The organism is Bradyrhizobium sp. USDA 3311, assembly GCF_054062495.1.
Map to the genome: position 1 here is coordinate 5,976,791 of NZ_JBSSFI010000001.1, position 12,010 is coordinate 5,988,800.

Genomic DNA, 12,010 nt, shown 5'->3' on the forward strand with positions numbered 1-12,010 from the left:
GTCTTTTTTCACGGCTCTGCGGGGATGGCCGGGATAAAGCCCGGCCATGACGAATTGGCAGACGGCAGTGCCACAACAAAGAGCTGACACCGGCCCCCCAAGTAGCTATATCACGCCCGCCCGGCACGTCCGGGCTTTCGGCGTTTGACTGGAATTGAGACATGACGGGAACGACACGATCGAGCAACGGGCTGGACGACCGCCGCAAGCGGCTGCTGTTCCGCTGCTGGCACCGCGGCACGCGCGAGATGGACCTGATCCTCGGCCGCTTCGCGGACGCCGAGATCGGCAATCTGTCCGATGCCGAGCTCGACGAGCTCGAGCACCTGCTCGAGGTCAACGATCCCGACCTCTATGCCGCCATCACCGGCGACAAGGTGCTGCCGGCCGATGTCACCGGCGCGCTGTTTGCCCGTATCAAGGCATTCCCGATTACGGACGGCGATTTATGAAGCAGGGGATGAAGTCGCCGGCCGAGCTGCTCACGCCCGGCCGCGCCCTGACGCTTGCCAATGTCGCGGAAGGTGCCGAAGGCCTCGTCATCTCGGATCTGGCGCGCGCCATCGCGGCGCGGCCGAAGAAGCCGGCCGTCAGCCTTGCGGTGGTCTGCCGCGACGGCGCGCGGATGCAGCAGCTCGAACGCGCGCTGCAATTCTTCGCGCCCGATCTGCCGGTGCTGACCTTCCCGGCCTGGGACTGCCAGCCCTATGACCGCGTCTCGCCGCATGGTGGCATTTTGGCCCAGCGCCTGACCACGCTGGCGCGGCTTGCGCCGCTGACCGGCAGCGACAAGCCGTTGATCGTGCTGACCACGGTCAACGCAATCGTGCAGCGCGTGCCCGCGCGCGAGCTCGTCGCGGCGCAGGCGCTGTCGGTCGCCCCCGGCAATGTCGTGCCGATGGACACCATCATCGCCTGGCTCGAGCACAACGGCTACAACCGCTCCTCGACCGTGCGCGAGCCCGGCGAATACGCCGTGCGCGGCGGCATTCTGGACCTGTTTCCGGCCGGTCTCGACCAGCCCGTGCGCTTCGACTTCTTCGGCGACAGCCTGGAATCGATCCGCTCCTTCGACGCCGAGACCCAGCGCACGCTGCTCGACATGCGCTCGCTCGACCTCGTGCCGGTCTCGGAATTCCAGCTCGTCACCGACACCATCCGCCGCTTCCGCATGGGCTATGTCGCCGAGTTCGGCGCGCCCGAGCGCGACGATGCGCTGTACGAGGCCGTCAGCGAAGGCCGCCGCCATCCCGGCATGGAGCACTGGCTGCCGCTGTTCCAGGACCGGATGGATACGCTGTTCGACTATCTGCAAGGCGCAGCGATCGCGATCGAGCCGCAGGCCGAGGACGCCGTCCGCGAGCGCTTCAAGCAGATCCTCGACTATTACCAGGCCCGCCGCGAGGCCATGGAGCATCCCGGCGGCGGCGCCATCTACAAGCCGCTGCCGCCGGACCGGCTGTATTTCACCGAAGAGGAGTGGACCAGGCGCCTCGGCGACGTCCCGCTGGCGCGCCTGACTCAATTCTCCGTGCCGGCGGATGGCACTGGTGTCGTCGATGCCGGCGCGCGCAAGGGCCGCGACTTCGCACCCGAACGCAACGACACCACCGTCAACGTGTTCGAATCCGTGGTCAGCCACGTGATGGCCTTGCAGGCGCAGCGCAAGAAGGTCGTGATCACGCTGTGGAGCGAAGGCTCGCGCGACCGCATGACCTCGATGCTGCGCGACCACAAGCTGGCCCACACCACCAGCGTCAACAGCTGGCGCACGGTGCAGGCGACCCCGCGCAACGAGACCATGCTCGCCGTGCTCGGCCTCGACAGCGGCTTCGAGACCGACGAGATTGCGCTCATCAGCGAGCAGGACATTCTCGGCGACCGCCTGGTGCGGCCGCGCAGGGCGAGCCGCAAGCTCGACAATTTCATCTCGGAGGTGACGAGCCTTGCCGCGGGCGACATCGTTGTCCATGTCGATCACGGCATCGGCCGGTTCGTCGGCCTGCAAACGCTGGACGTCGCCGGCGCGCCGCATGATTGTCTCGAGCTGCACTATGCCGCCGAAACGAAACTGTTCCTCCCCGTCGAGAACATCGAGCTGCTGTCGCGCTACGGCTCCGACCAGACCACGGTCGAGCTCGATCGTCTTGGCGGCAGCGGCTGGCAGACCCGCAAGGCGAAACTCAAGAACCGCATCCGCGAGATCGCGGGCGAGCTGATCAAGATCGCCGCCGCGCGCCATCTGCACGAGGCGCCCAAGCTGCCGGTGCAGCCGGGCCTCTATGACGAGTTCTGTGCGCGCTTCCCCTATGACGAGACCGAGGACCAGCTAGGGGCGATCGAATCGACCCTGAAGGATCTCGAACTCGGCCGTCCCATGGACCGGTTGATCTGCGGCGACGTCGGCTTTGGCAAGACCGAGGTGGCCTTGCGCGCGGCCTTTGCCGTGGCGCTCGAAGGCAAGCAGGTCGCTGTCGTGGTGCCGACCACGCTGCTGGCGCGCCAGCACGCAAGAACCTTCACCGAGCGTTTCAAGGGCTTTCCGGTGAACGTGGCCCAGGCCTCGCGCCTGATCCCGACCAAGGAGCTGAACCAGGTCAAAAAGGGCATTGCGGACGGCTCCGTCGACATCGTCGTCGGCACCCACGCGTTGCTCGGCAAGGCGATCAAGTTCCGCGATCTCGGCCTCGTCATCGTCGACGAGGAGCAGCATTTTGGCGTCACTCACAAGGAACGGCTGAAGGCGCTTCGCTCCGAGGTGCACGTGCTGACGCTGTCGGCAACGCCGATCCCGCGCACGCTGCAGCTCGCGCTCACCGGCGTCCGCGAACTCTCGATCATTGCCTCGCCTCCGGTCGACCGCCTTGCGGTGCGCACCTTCGTCGCCCCGCACGATCCCTTGATGATCCGCGAGGCGCTCTTGCGCGAGCGCTATCGCGGCGGCCAGGCGTTCTACGTCGTGCCGCGCATCGACGACCTCGCCGAGGTCAAGGACTTCCTCGACAAGAACGTGCCGGAGATGAAGGTCGCGGTCGCGCACGGGCAGATGCCGCCCGCGGTGATCGAGGACATCATGACCGCGTTCTACGACGGCAAGTTCGACATCCTGCTGTCGACCACGATCGTCGAATCCGGCCTCGACATTCCCAACGCCAACACGCTGATCGTGCACCGCGCCGACATGTTCGGCCTTGCCCAGCTCTATCAGCTCCGCGGCCGCGTCGGCCGCTCCAAGCTCCGGGCCTACGCGCTGTTCACGCTGCCGGCGCAGCAGAAGATCACGACGCAGGCCGAACGCCGGCTCATCGTGCTGCAATCGCTGGAGACGCTGGGCGCGGGCTTCCAGCTCGCCTCGCACGACCTCGACATCCGCGGCGCCGGCAATCTCCTCGGCGAGGAGCAGTCCGGTCACATCAAGGAGGTCGGCTTCGAGCTCTATCAATCGATGCTGGAGGAGGCGATCGTCAACCTCAAGGCCGGCGTCTCCGAGCCCGCCGCCGACCGCTGGTCGCCGTCGATCACGATCGGCATGCCCGTGCTCATCCCGGAGGATTACGTCAGCGATCTCTCGGTCCGTCTGTCGCTCTACCGGCGCCTGGCCGATCTCGACACCGAGGAGGAGATCGAGAATTTTGGTGCCGAGATGCGCGACCGCTTTGGCGTGTTGCCCGACGAGGTGCGCTATCTCTTCAAGGTCGCCGCGATCAAGGCGTTCTGCCGCAGGGCCAATGTCGAGAAGATCGACGCCGGCCCGAAGGGCGCCGTCATCGCCTTCCGCGACAATTCGTTCGCCTATCCCGATCGCCTGGTGACGTTCATCCGCAGCCACGGCCAGGCTGCGAAGGTGCGGCCCGACATGAAGGTGGTGTTCCTGCAAGACTGGGAAACGCCGGAAGATCGGCTCGCCGGCACCACCGAGATCATGCGGCAGCTCGCACAACTCGCGCAGGCCAAGAAGGCGGCCTAGCGGTCATCGTGTCCCGGACAAGCGCAGCGAAGCGGAGCGCAGAGCCGGGACCCAGTTCTTTCCTGGCCGGCCATCATTCAAGTTTGGCGCGGGGCACGGACCAATTCATAAGCCTGGTCGATAAGTCCATGCGAATTGCGTCATCTAATCGCACTGCGGACCATCGCCTATAACAAGCTTGCGAAGGGCGATCACGCCCGCCGGCGCGCGTGCGCCCGGGAAGCAACTGCGGTGTACAGGAAATCCATCATGAAACTGCAAGCCGCGGTCGTCGCATTGCTTGCGCTGACGGCCATGCCATCGGCCCGCACGGAGGAGACTGCCGCCATGACCGGATCAAGCCCCGTGCTAACGTATGAGGATGTTCGGAAAGTCGCCCCGGCACTGGAGGCGTACACGCAGAACCGTCTCCTCGGCGATGTCTGGAAACGGCCCGGCCTCGCGCCGCGCGACCGCAGCATCGTCACGTTGGCTGCACTGATCGCGCGAAATCAGACGATCGAGATGCCATATCATTTCAATCTTGCGCTCGATAACGGTGTCAAGCCGCGCGAGATTTCGGAGATCATCACGCATCTCGCCTTCTACGCCGGCTGGGCCAATGCGATGTCGGCCGTCGCCGTTGCCAAGGACGTCTTTACCGCCCGCGACATCGGCGCCGCGCAGCTTCCGGTCGTCTCGGTGACGCCGTTGCCGCTCGACGAGGCTGCCGAGGCGCAGCGTGCTGCGTTCGTCCAGGACCAGTTCGGCGCGTCCTTTCCGGGCGTCGTGCAGTACACCACCGACGTGTTGTTTCGTGATCTTTGGCTGCGTCCGGACCTCGCGCCCAGGGACCGCAGTCTCGTCACCGTCAGCGCGCTGATCGCCAACGGGCAGATGGCGCAGCTCACGCCGCATCTCAACAGGGCGATGGACAACGGCCTGACCCAGACGGAGGCTTCGGAAGCCATCACGCAGCTGGCGTTCTATGTCGGGTGGCCCAACGTGTTTTCGGCGATGCCCGTCGCCAAGGATGTGTTCGCGAAGCGGCCACATTAGCCGTATCTCACCGCCATTGGCGCTTGGCCGAGGTGACATCTCAGTCCCGGTGGCGGAGCGCCTCGACAAGGAGTGCAAAGGCGGCTGAGGGCTGGCGCCGGCTTGGGTAGTAGAGGTGGTAGCCGGGATAGGGAGGGCACCAGTCCTCCAGCACCCTCTTGAGGCGCCCCTTGTTGATGTGGGACCGCACCAGGCCCTCCGGCAGATAAGCCAGCCCCAGGCCCGCAAGCGCCGCCTGGAGCATCTGGGTGGTGGTGTTGAAGACCAATTGGCCGTCGACCCGAACCTTCAACTCGCGAGAGCCCTTTTCGAACTCCCAAGAGTACAATCCGCCATGGGTCGGCAAGCGCAGATTGATGCAATTGTGCTCGACCAGTTGCGAAGGCTTCTTCGGGTCCGACCGGCTCCGGAAATAGGACGGAGCGCCGACGACGGCTATGCGCGCATCGGGGCCGATTCGTACCGCAATCATGTCCCTCGCGACTTGCTCGCCATCCCGCACGCCGGCATCGAAACGCTGCGCGACGATATCCGTCAGTCCGTAGTCGCTGACGATCTCGAGCTTGATGTCGGGATATTCGCGTAACAGCTTCGCAAGCTTCGGCAGAAGGACGGCGTCGGTGGCATATTCGGTCGCCGTAATGCGAATGGTACCGGAGGGCTTTTCCCGGAGCTCGGTCAAGGCGACGAGTTCGGTCTCGATCTCCGCGATCCGTGGCCCCACGTTGCGCAACAGACGTTCACCCGCGGCCGTCGGCGACACGCTGCGCGTGGTGCGCGTCAACAGGCGCAGTTTCAGCCGCGCCTCGAGCTCCTTGATGGTGTAGCTGAGCGCGGACTGCGAAATGCCAAGCTTCGCGGCGGCTCTCGTAAAGCTGCCTTCGCGGGCGACGATCAGGAAGGCCGCGAGGTCGTCGAGATTTCCGCGCTGCATTTATCGATCCTCCTTATAAGTCCATGCCGATCATAGTGGCTAGTCCGCATAGCCGCACGCATTAGATATGGCGCAGTCCCGCGAGGTGAGGCGAGTTCGGCATATGGATCGATCGGACATTCCCTTCCGGCAATGCGAGAGCAGCGCTGCGGACGCCCCGAGCGCGCTGACGCGACGGAGCATGCTGTCAGGCGCTGCCGGATTGGCCATGCTGGCATCGTCGCACGCGGGCTTTGCGAGGGCCTCGGACGAGACTGGCCCGACAACGGGAAGGCAAGCAACTATGGATATCAAACCCAACGGCTCACGCCCCTCCGGCAAGGGCCCCGAAGCATGGTTCTCCGGCACGGTCCGTGTCGATCCGCTCTTTCAGCTGGGTGACCCGATACGTCTGAGCGGCGGTCAAGTAACTTTCGAACCCGGTGCCCGAACCATGTGGCACACCCATCCGCTCGGCCAAACCCTGATCGTCGCGTCCGGCCTGGGCTGGGTGCAAAGCGAGGGGGGACCAATCGAGGAAATCCGCCCCGGCGACGTCGTCTGGTTTCCGCCCGGCGAGAAACACTGGCACGGCGCCACCGCGACAACCGCGATGACGCATATCGCCATCACGGAATCGCTCAACGGCAAGAATGTCGACTGGATGGAGAAGGTCAGCGACGAACAGTATCGCAAGTGATGTCGCGCCCTCGGTTGGCGACATGACCAGGAGACCGAACATGCAGATGCGCAAGCTTGGCGACAGCGGCCTCGCGGTCTCGGCCATTGGCCTCGGCTGCATGGGCCTGAACTATCATCGCGGCCCGGCGCCGGAACGGCACGAGATGATCGCGCTGGTCCGGGCGGCGGTGGAGCGCGGTGTCACCTTCTTCGACACCGCCGAAGTCTACGGCCCGTTCACCAACGAGGAGTTGGTGGGCGAGGCGCTGCAGCCGGTCCGGAAAGACGTCGTCATCGCGACCAAGTTCGGCCACGATCTCGGTCCCGCCGACGCGCGGCGTTCCGGCGGGCTGGACAGCCGCCCCGAACGAATCCGGCAGGCGGCCGAAGGCTCGTTGAAGCGGCTGCGGATCGAGACCATCGACCTGTACTATCAGCACCGCGTCGATCCCAACGTCCCGATCGAGGACGTCGCCGGCGCGGTGAAGGATCTGATCGCCGAGGGCAAGGTCAGGCATTTCGGCCTCAGCGAGGCCGGCGCCTCTACCATCCGCCGTGCGCACGCGGTCCAGCCGGTCGCGGCGATCCAGAGCGAATATTCCCTCTGGTGGCGTCAGCCCGAGACGGAGGTGTTGCCGGCTTGCGAGGAGTTGGGGATCGGCTTCGTCCCCTTCAGCCCACTGGGCAGGGGCTTCCTCACCGGCAAGATCGACGAGACCACCAGCTTCGGCGGCAATGACAACCGCGCCGGCTTGCCGCGCTTTACGCCCGAGGCCCGCAAGGCGAACCGGCCGGTCGTCGACCTGCTGGCTCAGATCGGCGCCCGGAAACGTGCCACGCCGGCGCAGATCGCATTGGCCTGGCTGCTGGCGCAGAAGCCGTGGATCGTCCCGATCCCCGGCACGACCAAGCTCGGCCGTCTCGACGAAAACATCGCTGCGGCCGCGGTCGCGCTGACACCCGACGATATCAGGCACATCGACGCCGCGGTCGCGCAGATCACCATCACAGGCGACCGTTACCCGCAGGCGGAAGCTGCACGTACGCAGCGCTGACGGCACGTACGACGACCCGACAGGAGAGATATCCATGAACATTTCATTCGAGGGACAGGTTGCGCTGGTGACCGGTGCCGCGTCCGGGCTGGGCCTCGCCACGGCAAAGGCTTTCGCTGAATCCGGAGCGTCCGTTGCACTGGCGGACTGGAACGAGGACGCGGTGCGGGCCGCGGCAGGCGAGCTGGCCACCCGGGGGCACAAGGCCGTCGCCATCCGCTGCGATGTCTCCAATGACGCGCAGGTCGAGGCCATGGTGGCGCAGACCGTTGCGGTCTTCGGCAGGCTTGATGCCGCCTACAACAACGCCGGCGTCCAGAATGTTCTCGCGGAGACCGCCGACACCACCCGCGAGGATTACGACCGCGTCATGGGGATCAATCTCCGCGGTGAATGGAGCTGCATGAAATTCGAGCTGCAACAGATGCGCAAGCAGGGCAGCGGCGCGATCGTCAATTGCTCGTCTCTCGGGGGACTTGTGGGAGGCGCCGAGCGCGGCATCTATCACGCCGCCAAGCACGGCGTCCTTGGCTTCACCAAGAGCGCGGCGCTCGAATATGCGGCACGCGGCATCCGTATCAACGCCATCTGCCCCGGGCTGATCTGGACACCGATGGCCGACCAGATGGTTGCCGCAGGCCAGGGCGATGCGCTCAAGGCCTTGGAGAAGAGCGTGCCCATGGGACGGGTCGGCCGCCCCGAGGAAATTGCGAGCGCGGTGTTATGGCTGTGCAGCGACGCCGCCAGCTATGTGACCGGCCAGTCCATCTCGGTCGACGGCGGGTTCATCATGCGGTGAATAGAGCGAACCCGGAGGCCGCCAACCGGACATATAGGTCCGAAAACAGCGACATATGGCCCCTTGCGGAATGCCCGAACAATAGCCATACTCAGGCCATCGAGTTTCGGCCGAACGACTTGGCCTCGCCGCTGATAAGCGTGCCTGACTGACGACCCTCCCTCCAGATCTCGAATTCGCTAACTGTGCTCTTGAGCGCGGTTCCAAAGACTTATCTATGTTAAAGGACGACCCCATGAATACGGGAACTGTGAAGTGGTTTAACGGCCAAAAGGGTTTCGGCTTCATTCAGCCGGACCAGGGCGGCCAGGATGTTTTCGTTCATATCAGCGCAGTTGAACGCGCCGGCATGAGCACCCTCAACGAGGGCCAGAAGGTTTCCTTCGAAATCGTCGCGGACCGCCGGACCGGCAAGTCTGCCGCGGAAAATCTGCGCGCCGTCTAGGCTGCCGCAATCGGTACTATGTTGCTTTGACCACGGATGTACTGGCAGAGCTTCTGGTTCTCTCGACCCGCGACTGGTTTACCGGCCGCGGGTTTTTTTGCATCGGTTGCGGGTCGGCCCGCCCATCGAAACAGCTGAGGTCGCGAGCGTGTCTATCAATATCGATTCAGGCCAGGACTCAGATCAGGAACACGACGACGTCATGTATCCGCAGGTCCTGCCGTTTGTATTGATCCACGCGGGATGCCTCGCGGCGATCTGGTCGGGCGTCTCGTGGCAAGCCGTTGCAATCTGCGTTGCCCTGTATTGGCTGCGCATGTTCGGCATCACTGCCGGATATCACCGGTACTTCTCGCATCGGGCTTACGCCACAAGCCGGGCGTTCCAGTTCATCCTTGCCTTCCTTGCCCAGAGCAGCGCCCAGAAAAGCGTGCTTTGGTGGGCTGCCAAGCACCGCCATCATCATCTTCACTCGGATACGGCGCAAGATATCCATTCACCCCGGCACAAGGGCTTCGTGTACAGTCATCTCGGCTGGATCTTTTACCGGCAGCACGATGCGACCGACCTCGTGAAGGTATCGGATCTGGCGTCGTATCCCGAGTTGATGTGGCTGCACCGGCTGGAGCTGTTGCCGGCGGTCGTGCTCGCGGGTCTGTGCTTCCTGATTGCCGGGTGGTCGGGGCTCGTGGTCGGATTTATGTGGAGCACCGTGGTTCTGTATCACGCCACGTTCTGCATCAACTCCCTCGCACATGTTCACGGACGCAGGCGGTATGTGACCGGTGACGATTCCCGCAACAACTGGCTGCTCGCTCTGCTGACAATGGGCGAGGGGTGGCACAACAACCATCACGCCTACCAGGCCAGCGCCCGGCAGGGATTCTACTGGTATGAGGTTGATCTGACCTACTATGCCCTGGTCGCCTTGTCCTGGCTCGGGATCGTCTGGGATCTGAAGTTGCCGCCCCGGCAGGTTCTGCGCAACGAGCATCGGTTGGGGTCACGCGTGGTCAAGCAGGCGGCCGAGCAGCTCGCCGCTCGCTTTGATCCCGAGCACATCGCGCTGGCGATCAGAACGTCGATCCACGAGACTGAATTGTCGGTCCGGGACGCGCTCAGTCTGCTGCAGCACCGTGCCGACTTGCGCCTGTCCAGCATGCCGACCCGCGAGCAGTTGCTGGCTGAGGCGCAACGCATGTTCGCCAAGACCATATCCCTCGACGATATCGTCGACCGCGCCTACGAACTCCTGCACGATTCTGTCGGTTTTCTCCTGGCCACGCCCGCTCTATCGGCCAACACGAACGCGAAGAGTGGCATTTAGCGCGAGCATCCCCATATAGGGGTATGACCAATTGGCAGAAGTCGAGTCCACGGCAACCACCCAAGACGAAGGCTGAGCTTCGCGAGATGCTGACTGAGGCAGTCCGCAACACGCAGCCCAGCCGCGAGTCGAATCGCCCAGCGAAAGCCAGGAAGATCGCGGCCGGGATGGTCCGCGCCGATCAAGCGTCCGGGGTCACCGCACCCGTTCGCTGAGCCCCGAGAAGGAGCCGCATGCGCAAGTTTCCCAAGCCCACCGAGCAAGAGCTCAAAGAAGGGCCCCAAGCCGTGTCCTTTCAGATCGCGAACGGGAACGCGCGGCAGACCTGTATTCTGCAGACAACGCTCCCAACCAAGGCGCAGGCGCAAAAATACCTTCTCGCGAATTGGCCGGCCGTCGAAAAGATGGCTCGCGACGCTCTCGCGATGGGAGCCGTTGAGGACGGCCAGATCAAGCTCATGATGACGTGAGCGTCCGAGGCCCGACGGCGGACATCAAGACGCGTATTGGATTATTGAACGCTGGCAAATGACTACGACGCCGCGCGCGAGGCGTCGGCGGACAGCCGCGCCAGCAACGACCTGGCCGTATCCGACGACGACAGCGAGTCCACGCTGACCACGGGATCGCTGCGCATCTCGTGCTTGCCGTTGGAGGTGTGCCGCATCACCGCGGAGAGACGGCGGGCGATCATGTGGGCGGTGCGGAAGTCGGTCTCGGCGAACACGACGATGACCGAGCCGTCCTTCTGCGCCGCGCCGAAATCCATCTGCCGCATCAGGCGGCTCAGGATGCGCGCAGCATCCAGTTGCGCGCGGGGATTTGAAGGATCGAAGGCGAAGCGCGCCACCGACAGGCCGCCGCCGCGGGCGAGCGTCTGCTCGACCGCCCTGGAGAAGTCGCGGGCAAAGGCTTCCGTCGTAAGCAGGCCGCTGCGCGGATCGAGCCAGCCGCCGGCGTCGATCGAGCGCAGCGTGCGGCTCAGTTGCGCTTCCATCGCGTGCTGGCGGATCAGCGGCAGCGCGTTGGCGGCGACCTTCGCCGGCTCGCCCGGAATAAGCTCGAGATTAGGCAGGTCGTAGGTCTGCACGAGCTGGTGTGCGGTGACGACCACGGGCAGGCTGCGGAAGCGGGTGTCTTCGGCGAGCACCGTGAGGAAGGCGTCGATGACGCGCGCGGTAAAACCTTCCGCGAGCACGACGCCATCGATATCGCGAGTGTTGAGATGCTTGGCTGCGGCCTCGATCGAGAGCGCGCCGATGACACCGACGCGCTCACCGAGCGCGACGGAGAGTGCGGGATAGGCCGCGCCGCGGCCGATCAGGAGCACGGTGGCATCGCGCGACGGGTCGCTCTCCGGCAGCGCGACCTTCGCCTCCGGCAGCCGGCGCAGCACGGTGGCATGAAGGGTGCGCACGCGCAGAGCGGCGCGCAGCCGCGCGCTCAGGCGGTCGGGATTGCCGCGCGAGGAGAAGGGCAGGGCGTTGTGAGGCAGCGTGCCCGCCGCGTCCAGGGCCACGAAGGGCAGGTAAAGCGATTGGTCGGCGATCTTCCTGGCGAGCAGCGCCAGATACGGCTCATATCCGCTGTTCATTGCGGCGAGAACCGCGGCCGGCTGCACCTGCTCGACCGCGCGCACCGCGCTGGCCCAGTCGGTGTCGACCACGGGGAAGAGACGGGCCTCGTCCAGCGCCGCAACGAAGGCGGGGCGCTCGGCATTGGACACAAAAAGGATCGGGCCCGCCTGGGACATCGCAAACTCTGATCACGCGACAGATGCTGCGC

Annotated in this window: 11 protein-coding genes; 9 read left to right on the plus strand and 2 right to left on the minus strand. The window is 64.8% G+C overall.

Annotated features, from left to right (window positions below):
• Window positions 1–161: 161 nt before the first annotated feature.
• From ACVWW6_RS28690 to ACVWW6_RS28700, 3 genes are all read left to right on the plus strand, one after another.
• Window positions 162–452, plus strand: coding sequence for an FAD assembly factor SdhE (locus ACVWW6_RS28690; RefSeq protein ID WP_011087373.1), 291 nt, complete (start codon window positions 162–164; stop codon window positions 450–452).
• The gene (mfd, locus tag ACVWW6_RS28695; RefSeq protein WP_304563565.1) at window positions 449–3,967 is read left to right on the plus strand and encodes a transcription-repair coupling factor; all 3,519 of its coding nucleotides are present in this window, start codon (window positions 449–451) and stop codon (window positions 3,965–3,967) included. The genes ACVWW6_RS28690 and mfd overlap by 4 nt, the downstream gene beginning before the upstream one ends.
• 249 nt (window positions 3,968–4,216) lie before the next feature.
• Window positions 4,217–5,005, plus strand: coding sequence for a carboxymuconolactone decarboxylase family protein (locus ACVWW6_RS28700; protein WP_456681773.1), 789 nt, complete (start codon window positions 4,217–4,219; stop codon window positions 5,003–5,005).
• 40 nt (window positions 5,006–5,045) lie between these two features.
• Here the strand turns inward: ACVWW6_RS28700 and ACVWW6_RS28705 are convergent, their stop codons facing one another.
• A complete protein-coding gene (locus tag ACVWW6_RS28705) occupies window positions 5,046–5,939 on the minus strand; it encodes a LysR family transcriptional regulator (RefSeq protein ID WP_456681774.1) in 894 nt (297 codons plus the stop codon).
• A 283-nt stretch (window positions 5,940–6,222) separates the two neighbouring features.
• On the opposite strand from ACVWW6_RS28705, the gene ACVWW6_RS28710 reads away from it, so the two are divergent.
• From ACVWW6_RS28710 to ACVWW6_RS28735, 6 genes are all read left to right on the plus strand, one after another.
• Window positions 6,223–6,618 carry a (R)-mandelonitrile lyase gene (locus tag ACVWW6_RS28710; RefSeq protein WP_456681775.1) on the plus strand — a complete coding sequence of 132 codons (396 nt, stop codon included), beginning with the start codon at window positions 6,223–6,225 and terminating at the stop codon, window positions 6,616–6,618.
• A gap of 40 nt (window positions 6,619–6,658) precedes the next feature.
• Complete coding sequence (locus tag ACVWW6_RS28715) at window positions 6,659–7,654, plus strand: aldo/keto reductase (RefSeq protein ID WP_456681776.1); 996 nt, start codon at window positions 6,659–6,661, stop codon at window positions 7,652–7,654.
• 34 nt (window positions 7,655–7,688) lie between these two features.
• The gene (locus ACVWW6_RS28720) at window positions 7,689–8,453 is read left to right on the plus strand and encodes an SDR family NAD(P)-dependent oxidoreductase (RefSeq protein WP_456681777.1); all 765 of its coding nucleotides are present in this window, start codon (window positions 7,689–7,691) and stop codon (window positions 8,451–8,453) included.
• A gap of 235 nt (window positions 8,454–8,688) precedes the next feature.
• Window positions 8,689–8,898: a cold-shock protein gene (locus tag ACVWW6_RS28725; protein ID WP_028173969.1), complete on the plus strand. Its 210-nt coding sequence runs from the start codon at window positions 8,689–8,691 to the stop codon at window positions 8,896–8,898.
• Window positions 8,899–9,100: 202 nt separating this feature from the next.
• Window positions 9,101–10,225, plus strand: a complete 1,125-nt coding sequence (locus ACVWW6_RS28730; RefSeq protein ID WP_456683188.1) for an acyl-CoA desaturase — start codon at window positions 9,101–9,103, stop codon at window positions 10,223–10,225.
• Window positions 10,226–10,458: 233 nt separating this feature from the next.
• The gene (locus ACVWW6_RS28735; protein ID WP_011087364.1) at window positions 10,459–10,695 is read left to right on the plus strand and encodes a hypothetical protein; all 237 of its coding nucleotides are present in this window, start codon (window positions 10,459–10,461) and stop codon (window positions 10,693–10,695) included.
• A 62-nt stretch (window positions 10,696–10,757) separates the two neighbouring features.
• On the opposite strand, the gene ACVWW6_RS28740 is transcribed toward ACVWW6_RS28735, so the two are convergent.
• A complete protein-coding gene (locus ACVWW6_RS28740) occupies window positions 10,758–11,978 on the minus strand; it encodes a GGDEF domain-containing protein (protein WP_271557735.1) in 1,221 nt (406 codons plus the stop codon).
• Window positions 11,979–12,010 lie beyond the last annotated feature (32 nt).

Coding starts and splice junctions, on each gene's coding strand:
- ACVWW6_RS28700 (WP_456681773.1), top strand. CDS start 4,217: ATGAAACTGCAAGCCGCGGTCGTCGCATTGCTTGCGCTGACGGCCATG.
- ACVWW6_RS28710 (WP_456681775.1), top strand. CDS start 6,223: ATGGATATCAAACCCAACGGCTCACGCCCCTCCGGCAAGGGCCCCGAA.
- ACVWW6_RS28730 (WP_456683188.1), top strand. CDS start 9,101: ATGTATCCGCAGGTCCTGCCGTTTGTATTGATCCACGCGGGATGCCTC.
- mfd (WP_304563565.1), top strand. CDS start 449: ATGAAGCAGGGGATGAAGTCGCCGGCCGAGCTGCTCACGCCCGGCCGC.
- ACVWW6_RS28690 (WP_011087373.1), top strand. CDS start 162: ATGACGGGAACGACACGATCGAGCAACGGGCTGGACGACCGCCGCAAG.
- ACVWW6_RS28705 (WP_456681774.1), bottom strand. CDS start 5,939: ATGCAGCGCGGAAATCTCGACGACCTCGCGGCCTTCCTGATCGTCGCC.
- ACVWW6_RS28740 (WP_271557735.1), bottom strand. CDS start 11,978: ATGTCCCAGGCGGGCCCGATCCTTTTTGTGTCCAATGCCGAGCGCCCC.
- ACVWW6_RS28715 (WP_456681776.1), top strand. CDS start 6,659: ATGCAGATGCGCAAGCTTGGCGACAGCGGCCTCGCGGTCTCGGCCATT.
- ACVWW6_RS28720 (WP_456681777.1), top strand. CDS start 7,689: ATGAACATTTCATTCGAGGGACAGGTTGCGCTGGTGACCGGTGCCGCG.
- ACVWW6_RS28725 (WP_028173969.1), top strand. CDS start 8,689: ATGAATACGGGAACTGTGAAGTGGTTTAACGGCCAAAAGGGTTTCGGC.
- ACVWW6_RS28735 (WP_011087364.1), top strand. CDS start 10,459: ATGCGCAAGTTTCCCAAGCCCACCGAGCAAGAGCTCAAAGAAGGGCCC.